Annotated in this window: 26 protein-coding genes; 23 read left to right on the forward strand and 3 right to left on the reverse strand. The window is 65.0% G+C overall.

All coding sequences use genetic code 11. The features are described from left to right. Positions 1–34 precede the first annotated feature (34 nt). The 14 genes from GOQ09_RS05865 to GOQ09_RS05930 all read left to right on the forward strand — a co-directional run bounded on the left by GOQ09_RS05865 (position 35) and on the right by GOQ09_RS05930 (position 11,411). Positions 35–982 (forward strand): ABC transporter ATP-binding protein, encoded by a 948-nt coding sequence (locus tag GOQ09_RS05865; protein WP_157612502.1) that lies wholly within the window; start codon positions 35–37, stop codon positions 980–982. Next, entirely contained in the window at positions 979–1,743 is a 765-nt protein-coding gene (locus GOQ09_RS05870) for an ABC transporter permease (protein ID WP_157612504.1), read from the forward strand. The genes GOQ09_RS05865 and GOQ09_RS05870 overlap by 4 nt, the downstream gene beginning before the upstream one ends. A 20-nt stretch (positions 1,744–1,763) precedes the next feature. Beyond that, complete coding sequence (locus tag GOQ09_RS05875; RefSeq protein ID WP_012746311.1) at positions 1,764–2,006, forward strand: BolA family protein; 243 nt, start codon at positions 1,764–1,766, stop codon at positions 2,004–2,006. A gap of 39 nt (positions 2,007–2,045) precedes the next feature. Next, positions 2,046–3,335, forward strand: coding sequence for a UDP-N-acetylglucosamine 1-carboxyvinyltransferase (gene murA, locus GOQ09_RS05880; RefSeq protein ID WP_157612506.1), 1,290 nt, complete (start codon positions 2,046–2,048; stop codon positions 3,333–3,335). A 28-nt stretch (positions 3,336–3,363) separates the two neighbouring features. Beyond that, positions 3,364–4,005: an ATP phosphoribosyltransferase gene (hisG, locus tag GOQ09_RS05885; RefSeq protein WP_126745534.1), complete on the forward strand. Its 642-nt coding sequence runs from the start codon at positions 3,364–3,366 to the stop codon at positions 4,003–4,005. A gap of 7 nt (positions 4,006–4,012) precedes the next feature. Then, complete coding sequence (locus GOQ09_RS05890) at positions 4,013–4,423, forward strand: hypothetical protein (RefSeq protein ID WP_157612509.1); 411 nt, start codon at positions 4,013–4,015, stop codon at positions 4,421–4,423. 37 nt (positions 4,424–4,460) lie between these two features. Beyond that, positions 4,461–5,783, forward strand: coding sequence for a histidinol dehydrogenase (hisD, locus tag GOQ09_RS05895; protein WP_157612511.1), 1,323 nt, complete (start codon positions 4,461–4,463; stop codon positions 5,781–5,783). 160 nt (positions 5,784–5,943) lie between these two features. Next, a complete protein-coding gene (locus GOQ09_RS05900) occupies positions 5,944–6,648 on the forward strand; it encodes a hypothetical protein (RefSeq protein ID WP_242631015.1) in 705 nt (234 codons plus the stop codon). 4 nt (positions 6,649–6,652) lie between these two features. Beyond that, positions 6,653–7,024 carry a hypothetical protein gene (locus GOQ09_RS05905; protein WP_157612515.1) on the forward strand — a complete coding sequence of 124 codons (372 nt, stop codon included), beginning with the start codon at positions 6,653–6,655 and terminating at the stop codon, positions 7,022–7,024. Further along, entirely contained in the window at positions 7,021–8,109 is a 1,089-nt protein-coding gene (hisC, locus tag GOQ09_RS05910; protein ID WP_157612517.1) for a histidinol-phosphate transaminase, read from the forward strand. Before GOQ09_RS05905 ends, hisC begins: the two co-directional genes overlap by 4 nt. Next, positions 8,106–8,729, forward strand: a complete 624-nt coding sequence (gene hisB, locus GOQ09_RS05915; protein ID WP_157612519.1) for an imidazoleglycerol-phosphate dehydratase HisB — start codon at positions 8,106–8,108, stop codon at positions 8,727–8,729. The genes hisC and hisB overlap by 4 nt, the downstream gene beginning before the upstream one ends. Positions 8,730–8,748: 19 nt before the next feature. After that, the gene (gene hisH / locus GOQ09_RS05920; protein ID WP_157612521.1) at positions 8,749–9,405 is read left to right on the forward strand and encodes an imidazole glycerol phosphate synthase subunit HisH; all 657 of its coding nucleotides are present in this window, start codon (positions 8,749–8,751) and stop codon (positions 9,403–9,405) included. A gap of 63 nt (positions 9,406–9,468) precedes the next feature. Continuing rightward, positions 9,469–10,212 (forward strand): 1-(5-phosphoribosyl)-5-[(5-phosphoribosylamino)methylideneamino]imidazole-4-carboxamide isomerase, encoded by a 744-nt coding sequence (hisA, locus tag GOQ09_RS05925; RefSeq protein WP_126745541.1) that lies wholly within the window; start codon positions 9,469–9,471, stop codon positions 10,210–10,212. A gap of 20 nt (positions 10,213–10,232) precedes the next feature. Then, entirely contained in the window at positions 10,233–11,411 is a 1,179-nt protein-coding gene (locus GOQ09_RS05930) for an AAA family ATPase (RefSeq protein ID WP_157612523.1), read from the forward strand. A 12-nt stretch (positions 11,412–11,423) separates the two neighbouring features. Here the strand turns inward: GOQ09_RS05930 and GOQ09_RS05935 are convergent, their stop codons facing one another. Then, positions 11,424–12,341, reverse strand: coding sequence for an amino acid ABC transporter substrate-binding protein (locus tag GOQ09_RS05935; RefSeq protein ID WP_157612525.1), 918 nt, complete (start codon positions 12,339–12,341; stop codon positions 11,424–11,426). A 10-nt stretch (positions 12,342–12,351) separates the two neighbouring features. After that, positions 12,352–13,659 (reverse strand): dicarboxylate/amino acid:cation symporter, encoded by a 1,308-nt coding sequence (locus GOQ09_RS05940; protein WP_157612527.1) that lies wholly within the window; start codon positions 13,657–13,659, stop codon positions 12,352–12,354. Between the two features lie 192 nt (positions 13,660–13,851). On the opposite strand from GOQ09_RS05940, the gene GOQ09_RS05945 reads away from it, so the two are divergent. The 9 genes from GOQ09_RS05945 (at position 13,852) to tatC (ending at position 18,720) form a co-directional block, all read left to right on the forward strand. Beyond that, positions 13,852–14,688, forward strand: coding sequence for a D-hexose-6-phosphate mutarotase (locus GOQ09_RS05945; protein ID WP_157612528.1), 837 nt, complete (start codon positions 13,852–13,854; stop codon positions 14,686–14,688). A gap of 19 nt (positions 14,689–14,707) precedes the next feature. Further along, positions 14,708–15,487 carry an imidazole glycerol phosphate synthase subunit HisF gene (gene hisF / locus GOQ09_RS05950; RefSeq protein ID WP_157612531.1) on the forward strand — a complete coding sequence of 260 codons (780 nt, stop codon included), beginning with the start codon at positions 14,708–14,710 and terminating at the stop codon, positions 15,485–15,487. 30 nt (positions 15,488–15,517) lie between these two features. Next, positions 15,518–15,916, forward strand: coding sequence for a phosphoribosyl-AMP cyclohydrolase (gene hisI / locus GOQ09_RS05955; protein WP_207309958.1), 399 nt, complete (start codon positions 15,518–15,520; stop codon positions 15,914–15,916). Continuing rightward, complete coding sequence (locus GOQ09_RS05960; protein WP_126745547.1) at positions 15,913–16,293, forward strand: phosphoribosyl-ATP diphosphatase; 381 nt, start codon at positions 15,913–15,915, stop codon at positions 16,291–16,293. Before hisI ends, GOQ09_RS05960 begins: the two co-directional genes overlap by 4 nt. A 13-nt stretch (positions 16,294–16,306) precedes the next feature. Further along, on the forward strand, positions 16,307–16,696 hold the full coding sequence (locus GOQ09_RS05965) for a DUF4870 family protein (protein WP_157612535.1): 390 nt from the start codon (positions 16,307–16,309) through the stop codon (positions 16,694–16,696). After that, the gene (locus GOQ09_RS05970; RefSeq protein ID WP_157612537.1) at positions 16,686–17,045 is read left to right on the forward strand and encodes a histidine triad nucleotide-binding protein; all 360 of its coding nucleotides are present in this window, start codon (positions 16,686–16,688) and stop codon (positions 17,043–17,045) included. Before GOQ09_RS05965 ends, GOQ09_RS05970 begins: the two co-directional genes overlap by 11 nt. Before the next feature lie 62 nt (positions 17,046–17,107). After that, entirely contained in the window at positions 17,108–17,356 is a 249-nt protein-coding gene (gene tatA / locus GOQ09_RS05975) for a Sec-independent protein translocase subunit TatA (protein WP_157612539.1), read from the forward strand. Between the two features lie 13 nt (positions 17,357–17,369). Beyond that, positions 17,370–17,828, forward strand: a complete 459-nt coding sequence (gene tatB, locus GOQ09_RS05980) for a Sec-independent protein translocase protein TatB (RefSeq protein ID WP_157612541.1) — start codon at positions 17,370–17,372, stop codon at positions 17,826–17,828. 76 nt (positions 17,829–17,904) lie between these two features. Next, the gene (gene tatC, locus GOQ09_RS05985) at positions 17,905–18,720 is read left to right on the forward strand and encodes a twin-arginine translocase subunit TatC (RefSeq protein ID WP_157612543.1); all 816 of its coding nucleotides are present in this window, start codon (positions 17,905–17,907) and stop codon (positions 18,718–18,720) included. Positions 18,721–18,761: 41 nt separating this feature from the next. On the opposite strand, the gene GOQ09_RS05990 is transcribed toward tatC, so the two are convergent. Further along, a complete protein-coding gene (locus GOQ09_RS05990; RefSeq protein WP_157612545.1) occupies positions 18,762–19,922 on the reverse strand; it encodes a S1C family serine protease in 1,161 nt (386 codons plus the stop codon). Positions 19,923–20,163 lie beyond the last annotated feature (241 nt).

Raw genomic sequence — 20,163 nt, forward strand, 5'->3', positions numbered from 1 at the left:
CTTGCGGGGCGCGCCCGTAAAATCGCCGGCTCCCATGCCCGCGATCTCATTCCAATCGGTCTCCAAGACCTATCCCCCCTCCAGACAGCAACGGGCCCAAGGCAAACAAGGGCTGCGCGCGGTCGACGAGGTCAGCTTCCAGATCGAGCCGGGCGAGTTCTTCGGCTTGCTCGGCCCCAACGGCGCAGGCAAGACCACGCTCATCAGCATGCTGGCCGGCTTGTCTCGTCCCACCGCCGGGGCGATCAGCGTGCATGGCTTCGACGTGCAGCGCGACTACGCCGAAGCCCGCCGCCAGCTTGGCATCGTGCCGCAGGAGCTGGTGTTCGACCCCTTCTTCAATGTGCGGGAGTCGCTGCGCATCCAGTCGGGCTACTTCGGCATCAAGAACAACGAGCCGTGGATCGACGAGCTGCTGCAAAGCCTCGGCCTGGCCGACAAGGCCACGGCCAACATGCGCCAGCTCTCGGGCGGCATGAAGCGCCGGGTGCTGGTGGCGCAGGCGCTGGTGCACAAGCCGCCGGTGATCGTGCTCGACGAGCCGACGGCCGGGGTCGACGTGGAACTGCGCCAGACGCTCTGGCAATTCGTCGCCAGGCTTAATAAGCAGGGCAGCACCGTGCTGCTCACCACGCACTACCTCGAGGAAGCCGAGGCGCTGTGCAGCCGCATCGCCATGCTCAAGCTGGGCCGCGTGATTGCGCTCGACCGCACCAGCGAACTCCTGAAGTCTGCGGCCAGCAACGTGCTGCGCTTCAAGACCGATGCCATGCTGCCCTGGGCCATTGCCCAGCACGCGCGCATTACCGGGCGCATCGTGCAGCTGCCGGCGCAGAACGCCCATGAAGTCGAACAACTGCTGGCCGCAATCCGCGAAGCCGGCGTCGTGGTGGAAGACGTGGAAATGCGCAAGGCCGACCTTGAAGACGTGTTCATCGACCTGATGGCGGGTGAGCAAACGCCGCTGGAGGTGTCGCGATGATGGCCGTTACTGGATGGCGTGCGCTGCTTTATAAAGAAACGCTGCGCTTCTGGAAGGTCGGCTTCCAGACGGTCGGCGCGCCGGTGCTCACGGCGCTGCTCTACCTCATGGTGTTCGGCCATGTGCTCGAAGACCACGTGAAGGTCTACGGCTCCGTCGGCTATACCGCCTTCCTGGTGCCGGGCCTCGTGATGATGAGCGTGCTGCAGAACGCCTTCGCCAACAGTTCGTCGTCGATCATCCAGAGCAAGATCATGGGCAACCTGGTCTTCGTGCTGCTCACGCCGCTCTCGCACTGGGGCTGGTTCTTCGCCTACGTGGGCTCGTCGGTGATCCGCGGGCTGGCCGTGGGGCTCGGCGTGTTTGCGGTGACCATGTTCTTCGCCATGCCGAGCTTCGTTGCGCCGCTCTGGATTGTGGTGTTCGCGCTGCTGGGCTCCGCAATGCTGGGCACGCTGGGGCTCATTGCCGGGCTCTGGGCCGAAAAATTCGACCAGATGGCCGTGTTCCAGAACTTCCTGATCATGCCCATGACCTTTCTCTCGGGTGTGTTCTATTCCATCGGCTCGCTGCCGCCGTTCTGGCAGTCGGTGAGCCACCTCAACCCGTTCTTCTACATGATCGACGGCTTCCGCTACGGCTTCTTCGGAGTCAGCGACGCCTCGCCCTGGCTCAGCCTGGGCATCGTCGGTGGCGCCTGGCTGGTGGTGAGCGCCATTGCCGTCCATCTCCTGCGAATCGGCTACAAAATCCGAGGCTGACCGCCTTTTTCCAGAACTCCATGACCGCCGAACAACTCCAGGCCCTTATCCAGTCCCATCTCCCTTGCGAGCACATCACGCTCGAAGGCGACGGCCGCCACTGGTACGCCACCATCGTCTCGGCCGAATTCGAGGGCAAGCGCGCCATTCAGCGGCATCAGCGGGTCTACGCCACCCTCGGTGCGAAAATGCATACCGACGAGGTGCATGCGCTCTCCATGAAGACCTACACGCCGGCCGAATGGGCGGCGTTGGAAAAATAACTCTCCGGCCCCGAGGGGCCTGATTTCGCTGGAAATTCGATGGACAAACTTCTGATTCGCGGCGGGCGCCAGCTTCGCGGCGAGGTACTCATTTCCGGCGCCAAGAACGCAGCCTTGCCGGAGCTTTGCGCCGCGCTGCTGACCGACCAGCCTGTGACGCTGCACAACGTGCCGCGCCTGCAGGACGTGTCGACCATGCTCAAGCTGGTGCGCAACATGGGCGTGGTGGCCGAGCGCGACGACAACGGCACGGTGCAGCTCAATGCGGGCGACCTCGCCAACCCCGAGGCTCCCTACGAACTGGTGAAGACCATGCGAGCCTCGGTGCTGGCGCTGGGCCCGCTGCTCGCGCGCTTCGGCCGTGCCAAGGTTTCGCTGCCGGGCGGCTGCGCCATCGGATCGCGGCCGGTCGACCAGCACATCAAGGGCCTGCAGGCCATGGGTGCCGAGATCGTGGTGGAGCACGGCTACATGATCGCCAGCCTGCCGGCCGGGCGCACCCGCCTGAAGGGCGCGCGCATCCTCACGGACATGGTCACCGTTACCGGCACCGAGAACTTCCTCATGGCCGCCGCGCTGGCCGAGGGCGAAACGCTTCTCGAAAACGCCGCCCAGGAGCCCGAGATCGTCGACCTGGCCGAGATGCTGATCCGCATGGGCGCGAAGGTCGAAGGCCACGGCACCAGCCACATCCGCATCCAGGGCGTCGAGAAGCTGCACGGCTGCGAGCACGCCGTGGTGGCCGACCGCATCGAGGCCGGCACCTTCCTGTGCGCTGTTGCGGCCACCGGCGGCGACGTGTTTTTGCGCCACGCCCGCGCCGACCACATGGACGCGGTGATCGACAAGTTGCGCGACGCCGGCTGCACGGTCGCCACGGAACAGGGCGGCGTGCGCATCAGCTCCAGGGCCCCGGCCAGCGAACACCTCAAGGCGCAGAGCTTCAGCACCACCGAATACCCGGGCTTCCCGACCGACATGCAGGCCCAGTTCATGGCGCTGAACGTGATCGCGCGCGGCGCCTCGATGGTCACCGAGACCATATTCGAGAACCGCTTCATGCACGTGAACGAGATGGTGCGCCTGGGCGCGACGATCCACGTCGAAGGCAAGGTCGCCATGGTCGAGGGCGTGCCGCAACTTTCGGGCGCCACCGTGATGGCCACCGACCTGCGCGCCTCGGCCAGCCTGGTCATCGCCGGCCTGGTGGCCGACGGCGAGACACTGGTCGACCGCATCTACCACCTGGACCGCGGCTACGACCGCATGGAGGCCAAGCTGCGCGGCATCGGGGCCGACATCGAGCGCGTGGCGGGAGCCGCCGCATGATGACGCTTGCATCACAGGAGTCGCAATCGTGATCACTCTTGCTCTGTCCAAAGGCCGCATCTTCGAAGAGACGATGCCCCTGCTGGCCGCCGCCGGCATCGAGGTCACCGAAGACCCAGAAAAATCGCGCAAGCTGATTCTTGCGACCACGCGGCCTGACGTGCGCGTGGTGCTCGTGCGCGCCTCCGACGTGCCCACCTATGTGCAGTACGGCGGCGCCGACCTGGGCGTGACTGGCTCCGACGTGCTGCTCGAGCACGGCAACCAGGGCCTCTATCAGCCGCTCGACCTGCGCATTGCGGCCTGCCGCCTCAGCGTGGCCGTGCGCGCCGACTACGACTACGCATCCGCCGTGAAGCAGGGCTCGCGCCTGCGGGTGGCCACCAAGTACGTGGGCCTGGCGCGCGACTTCTTCGCCAGCAAGGGCGTGCACGTCGACTTGATCAAGCTCTATGGCAGCATGGAGCTAGCGCCGCTCACGGGCCTGGCCGACGCCATCGTCGACCTGGTCTCGACCGGCAATACGCTGCGGGCCAATCACCTGGTCGAGGTCGAGCGCATCATGGACATCAGCGCGCGCCTCGTCGTCAACCAGGCCGCGCTCAAGCTCAAGCGCGAACCGATCCGCCGCATCATCGACGCCTTTGCTTCTGCTATTCCTGGGTCTTGAAAAGCGCATGTCCGAAGCAAACAAAAGAAGTTTTTTTTCGAAACTCGATAGCCACTACGCGGCAGTCGAGATGATCGGAGACGCCTCCAAGGCCCTCTGGATCATTGCGGCGTTGCAAGCCATCTCGGCGTTGATGGGCGACAAGATCGGGTTGGTGGATGCTGCGTTGAATGCCGTATGCGCATTTGGCATCGCTCGCTTCCGCAGTCGGGTTGCCGCAGGCATCGCTTTGGTGTTTGCGCTCGGGACCTTGATCTTTGCCGGCTATGGCATGGCGGCTGGCGGCCGGGTCAGCGGGGCGGGCGCGTTGATCGCGCTGTTCGCCGTCTGGGCGACGGCCCGCGCTCTTGAAGCGACCGCCAAGATAAGAGGTACCTTGGCCAACAAGCCCTCGCGTCTTTTGAGCGACCTCGAATGAACCGTCGCTCTGTTGGACATTTTTCTCGAAACACGTGATGAAACTGAAAGCAGCCCCCGCCCGTCTCTCCACGACTTCAGCCAGCTTCGATGCTGAATTCAAGGCGCGGCTGCATTGGTCTGCCGACGCGGACGCGGCCATCGAGAAGGTGGTGGCCGACATCCTGGCCGACGTGCAGAAGCGGGGCGACGATGCGGTGCTGGAGTACACCAACCGGTTCGACAAGCTCGGTGCCAAGACGCTGCCTGAACTGGAGTTGACGCAGGCCGAGCTGAAAGCTGCTTTCGAATCGTTGCCGGCCGCGCAACGCGATGCGCTCGAAGCCGCGGCGCGCCGCGTGCGCAGCTACCACGAGGCACAGAAGAAGGCGAGCGGCGAAAGCTGGAGCTACCGTGATGCCGACGGCACGCTGCTCGGCCAGAAGGTCACGCCGCTCGACCGCGTTGGCATCTACGTACCGGGCGGCAAGGCGGCCTATCCGTCGAGCGTGCTGATGAACGCGATTCCGGCGCATGTGGCCGGCGTGGCCGAAATCGTCATGGTGGTTCCGACGCCGCGTGGCGAGAAGAACCCGCTCGTGCTTGCCGCAGCCTACGTGGCCGGCGTGACGCGCGGCTTCACCATCGGCGGCGCGCAAGCCGTGGCCGCACTGGCCTACGGCACCGCCACCATTCCCGCGGTCGACAAGATCACCGGCCCCGGCAATGCGTACGTTGCGGCCGCCAAGCGCCGTGTGTTCGGCACCGTGGGGATCGACATGATCGCGGGCCCGAGCGAAATTCTCGTCCTGGCCGACGGCACCACGCCGCCCGACTGGGTGGCCATGGACCTGTTCAGCCAGGCCGAGCATGACGAACTTGCGCAGAGCATCTTGCTGTGCCCCGATGCGGCATACATCGACCGCGTGCAGGCCGAGATCGACCGCCTGCTGCCGGCCATGCCGCGGGCCGAGATCATCGCGGCCTCGCTCAACGGCCGTGGCGCTCTCATCCACACCAAGAGCATGGAAGAGGCCTGCGAGATCAGCAACCGCATTGCGCCCGAACACCTCGAAGTGAGCAGCAGCGAGCCGAACCGCTGGGAGCCGCTGCTGCGCCACGCGGGCGCGATCTTCCTTGGCGCGTTCACCAGCGAAAGCCTCGGCGACTACTGCGCCGGTCCGAATCACGTGCTGCCGACCAGCGGCACGGCGCGGTTTTCAAGCCCACTCGGCGTCTACGATTTCCAGAAGCGTTCGAGCCTCATCGAAGTGAGCGAAGCCGGTGCCCAGGTGCTCGGCCCCATTGCGGTGACGCTGGCTGAAGGCGAGGGCCTGCAGGCGCACGCCGAAGCGGCGCGGCTGCGCTTGCGCAAGATCTGAAGTTTCATAGATAGAAAACCGCTCGGGAGGAGCAAGCCAGATGATCCATCGTCTTCACAGGTCGCGTTTTTTCAGATTTGCAGCCGGCCTCGTAGCAGGCGCGGGCTTGCTCGTTGCCTGCAGCCAGATCCCGCAGGCGCCGCGCAACGAGTCGGCCGCCTTGTCCGCAACCCCCAGCGCCGCCGCTGCCGCACCCGCACAGCTCGGCACCCAGTGGGGCGAGGGGATCGAGTCGAAGACCCGCACGGTCAATGCGAAGCGGCTGTCGGCGCAGCCTGACGAAGTGGCCTTGCTGGGCTACAACGAGGCATCCACCGTGCGGCGCGAAGCCGGCAACAACCCCGAGCGCCGGCTCAACCTGCAACTGGCCCAAGGCGATGTCGAATGGTCGGTGCTCGATGAAAGCGGCCGTCCGTTGCCGATGCAGCGTGCACGCCGTAGCGGCAGCGACATGTTCCGCCTCGCAGGCATCGAAGGCGCGCGCTACACCCTACGCTTCCGCAACCTGAGCGACCGAGCCTACGAAGTGATCGCTACCGTCGACGGCCTTGACGTGCTGAACGGCAAGCCCGGCAGCCTGCGCAACGGCGGCTATGTGCTGGGCCCGCAGCAGGTGCTCGACATCGAGGGCTTCCGCAAGAGCCAGAGCGAGGTGGCGGCCTTCCGTTTCGCCGCTCCGGGCCGCGCCTATGCGGCGAACACCGAAGCAGGCGACGTGCGCAACATCGGCGTGATCGGCGCTGCGCTGTTCGAACTCGAGCTGCCGGAGGCATCGCGCCGTCCGCGCCGCAATGCCGCGCCAGTGCAGCCGAACGCCTTCCCGGCGGACGACGCGTACGCCCCGCCGCCGCGCTACCGCAAGTAATGCCATGAGGCCTGCCGTCGTGCCGCTGCTGCCGCGCCTTCTGGTGCTGTTGCTCGCGCTGGCGCCCGCCGCCGGTGCGCAGGCCATGAGCATCCGCGAACTGCGCACGCTGGAAGCCAACGAAAAGGACGGCAAGGCCTACGCGAGCTATTACCTCGTCGGCGTGCTCGAAGGCCTGCGCGAAGGCGTGGAGGCGTCGCAGCGCAACGGGCAAAAACCCATCTTCTGCGTTGAAGGCCGCCGCCTCGAGCCGTCGATGGCGCGCTCTCTTTATCAAACCGAGCTGACCCGCAATGCCGACAGCTATGAAGCCGACATGCCGGTGCAACTGGTGATGTCCGGCGCCCTCAAGAACAGCTACCGCTGCACCCGATGACCACTTCCCCTACCGCCCGCCCGATCGATCGCATCCGCTCCGACGTGCAGTCCATGCACGCCTATGCGGTGCAGGACGCGCGCGGCTTCGTCAAGCTCGACGCCATGGAGAACCCGTTCGGCCTGCCGCCGGCATTGCAGGCCGAGCTCGGCGCAAGGCTGGGCGCGCTGGCGCTCAACCGCTACCCGGGCGAGCGGGGCGGCGACCTGCAGCGCGCGCTGGCCGCGCATGCGCACATGCCCGAAGGCTTTGCGCTGATGCTGGGCAACGGCTCCGACGAGCTGATTTCGCTCTTGGCCATTGCCTGCGATGTGCCGGGCGCCACGCTGCTCGCGCCCGTGCCCGGCTTCGTGATGTACGCCATGAGCGCCCAGTTGCAGGGCCTGCGCTTCGCCGGCGTTCCGCTCACGGCCGATTTCGAGCTCGACGAGGCGGCAATGCTTGCAGCCATCGCACGCGAGAAGCCGGCCATCGTGTACCTGGCCTATCCGAACAACCCCACCGCCAACCTCTGGGACGATGCCGTCATCGAAAAGATCGTCGAGGCCCAGGGCGCGCAGGGCGGCCTGGTGGTGATCGACGAGGCTTACCAGCCCTTTGCCGCCAGGAGCTACATCGACCGCATCGCACGGCACGGCCATGTGCTGCTGATGCGCACGCTCAGCAAGTTCGGCCTGGCGGGCATCCGCCTCGGCTATCTCATGGGCCCGGCCGCGCTGGTCGCGCAGATCGACAAGGTGCGCCCGCCCTACAACATCAGCGTGCTCAACTGCGAATGCGCGCTGTTTGCGCTCGAGCACGCCGAAGTGTTCGAGGCCCAGGCCCGGCAAATCCGCGAGGAGCGCCATCGCCTCATGATGGGGCTGGGCCGGCTCGTGGGCGTGAAGGTGTGGCCGAGCGACGCCAACATGATCCTCGTGCGGGTGCCCGATGCCGCCAAGACCTTCGAGGGCATGAAGGCACACGGGATTCTGGTGAAGAACGTTTCTAAAATGCACGAAATGCTCGCAAATTGCCTGCGCCTCACCGTCGGAACGTCCGACGAGAATGCGCGGATGCTCGCGGCACTCGAAGCCTCACTATGACTACCGCCCAAACAGCCGACACGAGCACCGCCGCGCGCACCGCATCGGTCACCCGCAACACCGCCGAAACCAAGATCACCGTCAGCGTCAACCTGGACGGCACCGGCCGCGCCAAGCTCTCCACCGGCATCGGCTTTTTCGACCACATGCTCGACCAGATCGCCCGCCACGGCCTGATCGACCTCGACATCGACTGCCAGGGCGACCTGCACATCGACGGCCACCACACGGTGGAAGACGTGGGCATTACCCTCGGCCAGGCGGTGGCCAAGGCCGTGGGCGACAAGAAGGGCATTCGCCGCTACGGGCATGCCTATGTGCCGCTGGACGAGGCGCTGAGCCGTGTGGTCATCGATTTCTCGGGCCGCCCGGGGCTGGTGATGCACGTGCCGTTCACCAGCGGCATGATCGGCACCTTCGACAGCCAGCTCACCTACGAGTTCTTCCAGGGCTTCGTCAATCATGCGTTCGTCACGCTGCACATCGACAACCTGAAGGGCGTGAACGCGCACCACCAGTGCGAAACGGTGTTCAAGGCCTTTGCACGCGCAATGCGCGGCGCGCTGGAGCTCGATCCGCGCTCCGTGGGCGTCATTCCCTCGACCAAGGGTTCGCTCTGAAATTTTCCAGCGAACAGCTATGAAATCTGTAGCAAATACCGTCGCGGTCGTCGATTACGGCATGGGCAACCTGCATTCGGTGTCCCAAGCCGTGCGGCATGCGGCCGACCAGGTGGGTGTCGAGGTTTTCGTCACTTCCGATCCCGAAGTGGTGCGCAAGGCCTCCCGCGTGGTGCTGCCGGGCCAGGGCGCGATGCCCGACTGCATGCGCGAGCTGCACGACTCCGGCCTCCAGGAGTCGGTGCTCGAAGCCGCGGCAAACAAGCCGCTCTTCGGCGTGTGCGTGGGCATGCAGATGCTGCTGTCGCGCAGCGACGAGGGGCCGACCGACGGCCTTGGCCTGATTCCCGGCGAGGTCGTCAAGTTCGACCTGGCCGGCCGGCTGCAGCCCGACGGCAGCCGCTTCAAGGTGCCCCAGATGGGCTGGAACCAGGTGCGCCAGGCCCAACCGCACGCAGTGTGGGCGGGCATTCCCGACCAGAGCTACTTCTACTTCGTGCACAGCTTCTACGCGCGGCCGGCGGACGCCCGGCACAGCGTAGGCGAGGCGGATTACGGGGCATGCTTTACCGCGGCCATCGCACGCGATAACATTTTTGCCACCCAGTTCCACCCGGAGAAGAGTGCGGACCACGGGTTGCAGCTCTACCGAAACTTCCTCCACTGGAATCCCTGACCTTATATTTCCGACCGGGCCGAACCTTCCTCAGCCCGGATTCCGCACACTCGCGTCACTTCCATGCTCCTCATTCCCGCCATTGATCTCAAAGACGGCCACTGCGTTCGCCTCAAACAAGGCGACATGGACCAGTCCACCATCTTCAGCGAAGACCCCGCCGCCATGGCCCGCAAGTGGGTCGAGGCCGGCGCGCGGCGGCTGCACCTGGTCGATCTGAATGGCGCCTTCGCCGGAAAGCCGCAGAACCACGCGGCCATCAAGGCAATCCTGCGCGAGGTGGGCGACGACATTCCGGTGCAGCTGGGCGGCGGCATCCGCGACCTGGACACCATCGAGCGCTACATCGACGACGGGCTGCGCTACGTGATCATCGGCACCGCCGCGGTCAAGAACCCCGGCTTCCTGAAGGACGCCTGCGTGGCCTTCGGCGGCCACATCATCGTGGGGCTCGACGCCAAGGATGGCAAGGTGGCCACCGACGGCTGGAGCAAGCTCACGGGCCACGAGGTGGCCGACCTGGGCAAGAAGTTCGAAGACTACGGCGTCGAGTCGATCATCTACACGGACATCGGCCGCGACGGCATGCTCTCGGGCATCAACATCGATGCGACGGTGAAGCTCGCGCAGGCGCTGACCATTCCGGTGATCGCCTCGGGCGGCCTCTCGAACATGGCCGACATCGACCAGCTTTGCGCGGTCGAGTCCGAAGGCGTCGAAGGCGTGATCTGCGGCCGCGCCATCTATTCGGGCGACCTCGATTTCGCCGCTGCGCAAGCCCGCGCGGACGAACTCGCGGGCGTCTGAAACCTCCTGTGCAGCGCGGCGTGCTCTCCGCGCTTGCCATTGCCAACTACCGGTCGCTGCGCCAGCTGACGGTGCCGCTCGGCCGGCTCACCGTGGTCACGGGGCCCAACGGCAGCGGCAAATCCAGCGTCTACCGCGCGATGCGGCTTTTGGCCGACATTGCCAACGGGGGCGTGATCCGCTCGCTGGTGCGCGAAGGCGGGCTGTCTTCCACGCTGTGGGCCGGGCCCGAGCGTTTTTCGGCTGCCATGCTGCGCGGAGACACCCCGGTGCAGGGCACCGTGCGCAGCGAGCCCGTGAACCTGCGGCTCGGGTTCTCGGGCGTTGAAGCGAGCGATTTCGGCTACGCCATCGACATCGGCCTGCCACCGCCGGTTCCGCCAACGGCCTTTTCACGCGATCCCGAAATCAAGCGCGAGGCCATCTGGAGCGGCCCGGTGCTGCGGCCCGCCACTCAGCTGGTCGACCGCAAGGGCGCATCGCTGCGGCTGCGCGGCGAGCGCAGCGGAAGCTGGGACGCGGTGGGCCGGCCCATCGCCCAGTTCGCCAGCATGATGACCGAGTACGCCGATCCGCATGCCGCACCCGAGATGCTCTCTCTGCGCGAGCAGATGCGCTCCTGGCGCTTCTACGACCACTTTCGCTCCGACGCCGATGCGCCCGCTCGCCAGCCGCAGATCGGCACCTACACGCCGGTGCTCGCCAACGACGGGGCCGACCTGGCCGCCGCGCTGCAGACCATTCGCGAGATCGGCGACAGCGATGCACTCGACCGTGCCGTGGACGATGCGTTTCCCGGTGCCCGCATCCAGGTGCGTGTGAACGAAGACCGCTTCGAAACGCTGATGCACCAGCACGGCCTGCTTCGGCCGCTGACGGCGGCGGAGCTTTCGGACGGCACCCTGCGCTATCTGCTCTGGATTGCCGCGCTGCTGACGCCCCGGCCGCCGGCGCTGCTGGTGCTCAACGAGCCCGAGACCAGCCTGCATCCCGACCTGTTGCCCGCGCTCGGCCGTTTGATCGCGCAGGCCGCGCGCGAGTCGCAGATCATCGTCGTGTCGCATGCGCCGCGGCTGATTGCCGCGCTCGAAGACAGCGACGACCTGCAGTCGGTGGTGCTCGAAAAGCGCTTCGGCGAAACCCGCATCGCCAATCTCGACATGAGCGAGATTCCGCACTGGGCGTGGCCTGCGCGGTGAGCGCAGGCCCGGCTATTCCGCCTTTACCGCCATCGTCTGGATGATCGCCTCCAGCTGCGCGCTCATCGGCAGGTCGATGCTTTCTCCGGTGGGCAGCTTGCGCAGGAACCAGCGCTTGTACTGGCGCTCGATCTCGCCGTCCTGCGCAAGCACCTGGAACGCGTCGTTGATCACCTTGGCCAATTGCGCATCGCCCTTGCGGTACATGATGCCGTAGGGGTCATAGGAGAGATAGTCGCCGACCACCTCGTACTGGGCCTTGGCGGCTTCCCGCGCGATCAGGCCGTAGAGCAGCACGTCGTCGGTGGCAAAGGCGTCGGCCTGGCCGCTTTTCACCAGCCCGAACGAATCGGCGTGGTCGCGCGCCACCAGCAGGTCGATACCGAGCTTGAACTTCTGCGAAAGCTCGCGCAGCGTCTTCTCGTTGGTGGTGCCCGCGGTGACGGACACCCGCTTGCCGGCCAGGTCGCGGAACGACTTGATCGGCGAACTCTTCTTCACCAGCACCTTGGTGCCCGAGACGAAGATCGTGGGCGAAAAGCTCACGCGCTTCTGCCGCTCGAGATTGCTGGTGGTAGAGCCGCATTCGAGGTCGACCGCACCGCTCTCGACCGCGCCGATGCGTGAATCGGAGGTGACCGGCGCCCATTTGATCGCCAGGCTCTTGTTCACCGCGTCTTCAATGGCCGTCACCAATGCACGGCAAAGCTCGATCGAATAGCCGACCGGTTCTTGGCGTGCATTGAGAAACGAAAACGGCACCGAGGACTCGCGGTAGCCGATGGTGATGGCACCGCTCTCGCGCACTTTGGCGAGGGTGCCGGTCAGCGTCGCAGGCGCTTCCTGGGCCCGCGCGGTAGCGGCCGTGGCAACGGCAACAACCGCCAGCAGGCCGGCAATGAAAACCGGCAGCATGGCTTTGGGCTTCATGGCGGGCGCCTCACGCGTGAGCGGGGTGGGCGAGGGTGGCCGCGGCTTCTTCGTCCAGGGCCTTGGCATTGGCTGATGCGTCGCTTTCCGAAAGCAGCTCGCCTTCCCACTTGGCAACCACCGCGGTGGCAATGGAATTGCCCACCGCATTGGTGGCCGAGCGTCCCATGTCCAGGAAGGTGTCGACGCCCAGGATCAGCAGCAGGCCGGCTTCCGGAATGTCGAAGTGATTGAGCGTGGCGGCAATCACCACCAGCGAGGCGCGCGGCACGCCGGCCATGCCCTTGGAAGTGAGCATCAGGATGAGCAGCATGGTGATCTGCGTGCTGAGCGGCATGTGGATGTTGTAGGCCTGCGCGATGAAGAGCACCGCAAAGGTGCAATACATCATCGAGCCGTCGAGGTTGAACGAATAGCCCATGGGCATCACGAAGCTCGAGATCTTGCGCTTCACGCCGAAACGGTCGAGCGCCTGCAGGATCTTGGGGTAGGCCGCCTCCGAACTGGCGGTGGCAAAAGAAAGCAGAAAGGCTTCCTTGATGAGGACCATCAGCTTGAACACCCGCGGGCCCAGGAACGTAAGGCCCGCGAGGATCAGGACGCCCCACAGCACGAAAAGACCCAGGTAGAAGTCGCCCATGAAAACAGCAAACTTGAGCAGGATGCCCAGGCCGTTCGTTGCAACCGTGGCGGCCATGGCAGCCATGACAGCAAGGGGCGCCAGCTTCATCACGTAGCCAGTGATCTTGAGCATGGCATGCGAGAGTTCGTCGATGGCGGCCACCAGCGTCTTGGCCTTGTCGCCGAGCGACGCGAGCGCAACGCCGAAGAACATCGAGAACACCACGATCTGCAGGATCTCGTTGTTGGCCATGGCCTCGGCGAAGGACTTGGGCACCATGTGGCTCACGAAATCCTTGAGCGTGAATTTGGCAGTGGCCAGGTTGGCCGAAGCGCCGATGTCCGGCAACGGCAGGCCGAGGTTTTCGCCCGGCTTCAGCACGTTGGCCATTACCAGGCCGATCACCAGCGAGATCAACGAAGCCGTGAAGAACCAGCCGAGCGACTTGCCGAACACGCGGCCCACCGACTTGGCATCGCCCATGTGCGCAATGCCCACCACCAGCGTGGAGAACACGAGCGGGCCGATCAGCATCTTGATGAGGCGCAGAAATACGTCCGACACGATCGACACGTAGCCTGCAATCTGCGCAGCCGCCTTCTTGTCCGGAAAGCTCGTGAAGATCATGTAGCCGACAAAAATGCCGAGCACCATGGCGATGAGGATCCAGATGGCGGCCGGCAGTTTTTTCTTCATGCGTTTCTCTTCGATGTGTAGGTATGGTTTTAGGTTGCGCGCGGACCTGCCGGCGGCTCTTCTTTGTGCGGCGGCAAAAGGGTATCCAAGAAGGCCCCCTGCGTGCAACCAGCAGCACCACGCCTTCGATGAAGTCTTAAGTGTCCATTGCCGCTTTCGGCTGCGGGAATTTCCGCTGCCTACAATTCCCGCATGGACATCAATCCGATCGAGTTTCGCGGCCAGCCGGCGTTGCGCGCCAGCGGTGCCGACGGCAGTGCCTTCACCGTGTCTCTACACGGGGCGCAGCTGCTTTCATGGATCACGGCGGACGGCGCCGAACGGCTCTACCTGAGCCCGCGAGCCGTGTTCGACGGGGCTGCCGCCATCCGCGGCGGGATACCTATTTGCTGCCCCCAGTTCAACCAGCGCGGCATGTTGCCCAAGCATGGTTTCATGCGAAATCTGCCTTGGGAAAACCGTGGGATCGACGGCGCATCCGGCGAACTGACCTTGCGGCTGCGCGACAGCGAGGCCACGCGCAAGTTGTGGCCGCACGCTTTCGAGGCGCGGCTGCAGATCGGCATGGGTCCAGGACGGCTGCGCACCGCGCTCACGCTGCTCAATGTAGACCATGCGCCGTTCAGCTTTGCCGCGGCGTTGCATACCTACCTGCGCGTTGACGACATTGCCGATGTGCGGCTGGAGGGGCTGGAAGGCGCCAACCGCTGGGATTCGCTGCGCGACGACCGCCATGTGGAAACCGCGCCCGCGCTGCGTTTCGATGCCGAGTTCGACAGCGTCTATGCCGCTCCCGCGAAGCCGCTGCGCCTGGTGCAGCCGGGCGGCACGCTCGAAATCACGCAAAGCGCGAGCTGCAGCGAAACCGTGGTGTGGAACCCGGGTGCGGTGCTTGGTGCGAAACTCGCCGACATGCCTGAAGATGGCTACCGGCACATGCTGTGCGTGGAAGCCGCGCGCATCGACGAGCAGGTGCTGCTCTTGCCCGGTGCCCAGTGGCAGGGCTGGCAGCAGCTTCACGTTCTCTGATTTTTTCTTCCGACCCACCATGCTCGCAAAACGCATCATTCCCTGTCTCGACGTTACCGGCGGCCGTGTGGTCAAGGGCGTCAACTTTCTCGAACTGCGCGATGCGGGCGATCCCGTCGAGATTGCCGCGCGCTACAACGCACAGGGCGCCGACGAACTCACCTTTCTCGACATCACGGCCACCAGCGACGGCCGCGACCTGATCCTGCCGATCATCGAGGCCGTCGCCTCGCAGGTCTTCATTCCGTTGACCGTTGGCGGCGGCGTGCGCACCGTGGCCGACGTGCGCCGGCTGCTCAATGCGGGCGCAGACAAGACCAGCTTCAACTCGGCGGCCATTGCCGATCCGCGGGTAATCAACGATGCCTCGCAGAAATACGGTTCGCAGTGCATCGTCGTGGCGATCGACGCCAAGCGCCGCAGCCCCGAGGAAGCCGCCACGCGCGGCGCGGGCTGGGACGTGTACAGCCATGGCGGCCGCAAGAACACCGGCTTGGACGCCGTCGAATGGGCGACCGAGATGGTGCGCCGGGGCGCTGGCGAAATCCTGCTCACGAGCATGGACCGCGACGGCACCAAGAGCGGCTTCGACCTCGAACTCACCCGCGCGGTGAGTGACGCCGTGAACGTGCCGGTCATTGCATCGGGCGGCGTGGGCAACCTCGACGACCTGGCCGACGGCATCCAGACCGGCGGCGCCGACGCAGTGCTGGCCGCCAGCATCTTCCACTACGGCGAGCACACCGTAGGCGAGGCGAAAGCCCGCATGGCCGCGCGGGGCATTCCCGTGCGCACGTGACCCGCTTCAGGGCCGCTCGGGGGTGGGACAATACCCTTCATGAATTGGCTTGACGAAGTGAAATGGGACGCGAACGGCCTGGTGCCCGTGATCGCGCAGGAACAGGGCAGCAACGACGTGCTGATGTTCGCCTGGATGAACCGCGAGGCGCTCGAAAAGACCGCCGAGCTGGGCCGCGCCGTGTATTTCAGCCGCTCGCGCAACAAGCTGTGGTTCAAGGGCGAAGAATCCGGCCATGTGCAGACGGTGCATGAAATCCGCCTCGACTGCGACAACGACGTGGTGCTGCTCAAGGTCACCCAGCTCGGCCACGAGCCCGGCATTGCCTGCCATACCGGCCGTCACAGCTGCTTCTTCAGCAAATACGAAAACGGCCAATGGACCGCCGTGGAGCCGGTCTTGAAAGACCCGGAGTCGATCTACAAATGACGGCCACAGTGAACACCTCCGACGCCCTTGCGCGCCTCGCCGCCGTCATCGAAAGCCGCCTGCCCGCGCACGGCGGCGACCCGGAGAAGAGCTACGTGGCGCGCCTGCTGCACAAGGGCCCCGATGCCTTCCTCAAGAAGATCGGCGAGGAAGCCACCGAGGTCGTCATGGCGGCCAAGGACGCCGACCACGGCGGCGACCGCACGAAAATAGTGAACGAAGTGGCCGATTTATGGTTCCACACCATGGTGGCGCTGGCGCACTACGGTTTCTCGCCCGGCGAGGTCATTGCGGAGCTCGAGCGCCGCGAGGGCACCAGCGGCATCGAGGAAAAAGCCCTGCGCAAGGCGCAGGCCCGCGAGGCATCCAACGATTGAAAGGACATCGCCAATGGCCAACGACATCGTGAACGTGGAACCCGACGACTCCCTCAAGACCTGGGGCTGGGTCAGCTATATCCTGCACCTGATCGTGGCCATTTGCGCTGTATTGCCCGGCGCCCAGGCTTCGGTGGTGCTCTTGCTGGTTGCGCTGGTGATCGACTTCGTCAAGCGCGACAACGCGGCAGGCACCTGGCAGGCGTCGCATTTCAGCTGGCGCATCCGGTCGGTGGTGTGGGCCGGCCTGCTGTATGTGGTCACGTCATGGCTCTGGCTGCTGTTTCTGGTGCCGGGCTGGATTGCCTGGAGCCTGATTTCGTTGTGGTTCCTCTACCGGATCGTGAAAGGCATGATCCGCATGAACGACAACCGTCCCATGGAACCCAAAGATGTCATCTGATCCGAACTGCGTCTTCTGCAAAATCATCGAAGGCAAGATCCCCTCGCGCAAGGTCTACGAAGACGACGAACTGTTCGGTTTTCACGACATCGCGCCTTGGGCGCCGGTGCATTTCATGCTGGTACCCAAGAAGCACATCGCGTCGATGGCGCAGCTCACGCCCGACGATGCCGCGCTCATGGGCAAGATCATGACGCTGGCCCCCAAGCTGGCGGTGGAGCAGGGCTGCAGGCCTTATCCGGAGGGCGGCTGGCGCGTCGTCATCAATACCGGCGCCGAGGGCGGGCAGGAGGTGCACCATCTCCATGTCCATGTCATGGGCGGTCCCCGCCCATGGCTTCGCGGCTGAACATTAGGCCAAACTGTCACATTTCGCCCGACTAAAATCGGACACATTCTTAGGAGTCTTCCATGGGTTCATTTTCAATCTGGCACTGGCTGATCGTGCTGCTCGTCGTGGTCATGATCTTCGGCACCAAGAAGCTGCGGAACATGGGTTCCGACCTGGGCGGCGCTGTCAAGGGTTTCAAGGACGGCATGAAGGAAGGCGGCTCCTCCGATGCGCCCGCCGCTTCGTCGGCCCCCGCTGCCCAGGTGACCGGCCAGCCGGCCAACAGCGACAAGTCGGCAATCGACGTTGAAGCGCGTCAGAAGTCCTGAGCGCGGGTTCTAAGTGCTCGACCTCGGTATTGAGAAGCTGGCGCTGATCGGCGTCGTGGCGCTGATCGTCATCGGGCCCGAAAAGCTGCCCAGAGTGGCGCGCACGGTCGGCACCCTGCTGGGCAAGGCGCAGCGCTATGTGAACGACGTCAAGGCCGAGGTCAATCGCTCGATGGAACTCGAAGAGCTGCGCAAGATGAAGACCACCGTGGAGGATGCGGCGCGCGACGTCGAGCACAGCATCCATACCGGTGCGAGCGATCTGGAAAAGCAGTTCTCCGGTTCGGGCGAAACCCTCTCGGCCCTCGCCGAACCCGAGCCCTCGGTGCCCGAATACAGGCACCCGCGCAAGAACTGGCGCCTGAAGCAGGGCGCCACGCCGCAGTGGTACAAGGCCCGCAACGGCGTGCGCACCAAGGCGCTCTCGGGTGCCGCCCGCGTTGCTCGTTTCCGTCCCCACAAGATCAACTAGCGGCTTTTACAACCGCGTTCCTCGTGCGCCGCACGCCGGCCGAAGCCACGCTTTCTCCTGCTCTTTTTTCCTTCCAATGGCCGATTCCGACAACAAGAACAAAGACGCAGAAGACGAATTGGCGGGCACCGAACAGCCGTTCGTGCAGCATCTGGTCGAACTCCGCGACCGCCTGCTCTATTGCGTCTACGGCCTGGTGGTCGCGGGCGTGCTGCTGGCCATCTGGCCGGGTCCGGGCGGGCTGATCGACCTCATCGCCATGCCCATCCGCGCGCACATGCCGCCGGACGCCAAGCTCATTGCCATCGGTGTGTTCTCGCCATTCTTCGTGCCGCTCAAGGTGCTGATGATGACGGCCGTGCTGCTGGCATTGCCCTGGCTCATGTACCAGGCGTGGATGTTCATTGCACCCGGCCTCTACAGCCATGAAAAGCGCTTTGCGCTGCCGCTGATCTTCTTCGGCAGCCTGCTGGCCTATACGGGCATCGGCTTCGTTCAGTTCTTCGTGCTGGACAAGATGTTCAGCTTCATCCAGAAGTTCACGCCCGCGGCGGTGGCGGCCACGCCCGACATCTCGTCGTACGTGGAGGCCATTCTCTCGCTGTACATCGCGTTCGGGGTTGCGTTCCAGGTGCCCATCGTCGTGATGCTGCTGGTGCGCTTCGAAATGGTCACCATCGAAAAGCTGCGCTCTTTCCGCGGCTACTTCATTGTGGTGGCCTTCGTCATAGCCGCGGTGCTCACCCCGCCCGACGTGGTGTCGCAGCTCGCGCTGGCGGTGCCGATGTGCCTGCTCTACGAAGTCGGCATCATCGGTGCGCGCTACTTTGCAACGGGCACCAAGAAGCCGTCCGAAGAGGAGGAAAGCGCCGATTCCTCGGCGTCTTCCTGATCGAGCGGCCGCTGCCCCGGCTCCCGCTCCCGCTTGCCCGATTATTCGGGCTGGTTGGGCACCTGCCGCACAGGGCTCTTGGGCCGCAGGCCCGGCGTCACGTCCAGTTCCATCTTGTCGGTCCCGCGCTGCAGCGCAAAGCGTGCGGTGCTGCCCGGCTTCAGGCCGGCCACGGCGGTCAGCAGGGCCTGTACGTTGTCGGTCTTCTTCTCGCCGACCGAAGTGATCACGTCGCCTGGGCGAATGCCGGCCTTGGCCGCGGGTCCGTTCTGGAGCACGCCGGTGATGATGACGCCGGTATCCGCCTTCACGCCGAAGGTTTCGGCCAGTTCGGGCGAGAGCTCGTTCGGCTCGACGCCGATCCAGCCGCGGCGCACCTGGCCTTCCTTCACGATGCCTTCGAGCACGATCTTCGCCATGGATACCGGAATGGCGAAGCCGATGCCCATGCTGCCGCCCGAGCGCGAATAGATAGCCGTGTTGACGCCCTGCAGGTTGCCGTTGACGTCGATCAGCGCCCCGCCCGAATTGCCGGGGTTGATGGCCGCGTCGGTCTGGATGAAGTTCTCGAAGTTGTTGATGCCGAGCTGGTTGCGCCCCAGCGCCGAGACGATGCCGCTGGTCACCGTCTGGCCCACGCCGAACGGGTTGCCGATGGCCAGCACCTGGTCGCCCACCTGAAGCTCGTCCGAGTTGCCCAGCACGATGGCGGGCAGCTTGTCCATTTCGATCTTGAGCACGGCAAGATCGGTGTCCGGATCGGTGCCGATCACCTTGGCGCGCGTGTGACGGCTGTCGTTGAGCGTGATCTCGATTTCGTCGGCGCCTTCGACCACGTGGTTGTTGGTGAGGATGTAGCCCTCGGAGCTCACGATCACGCCGCTGCCCAGGCCGACCTGGGGCTGGTCGCCCTGGTCGCCGAAGAAAAACCGAAACCACGGGTCGTTGCTGCGCGGATGGCGCTGCGCCGCCTTGCTGGTGTTGATGCTCACCACCGCTGGAGAAGCCTTCTTGGCCGCCGCGCTCAGGCTGCCGGCGGGGGCCACCGCAGGCGCACCGGCTGGTGCCTCGATGATCGAGACCACGCCGCCGAGCGAGGTGGAGCGCCGGTTGATCCACTCGGGCTTGAGGGTCGCAACAACAAAGTAGGCCGCCAGGAGGACGGTCACGGCTTGGGCAAAGAGCAGCCAGGTGCGTTTCATGAAGTTTGTGAGCGGGTAAGCACGCCGTCCGGTGCGGCGCTACAGGGTCGATTGTCCCTCAACCCTTGGCTGCCGGAAAACCGCGCCGCCCGGTCGAGATTGGCCAAGGCTTCGGGCGCCAACAAGGGATAACCCTTAGCATCGCGAAGCGAGCCCACACGGCTCCCGACTCCGGCCTTCCGCCACGCCCATCCGGCGCACGCGGCCAGGTGTTTCGCCAGCGCGCTGCCTTTCCGCTTTC

The organism is Variovorax paradoxus, from assembly GCF_009755665.1.
GTDB classification, from domain to species: domain Bacteria; phylum Pseudomonadota; class Gammaproteobacteria; order Burkholderiales; family Burkholderiaceae_C; genus Variovorax; species Variovorax paradoxus_G.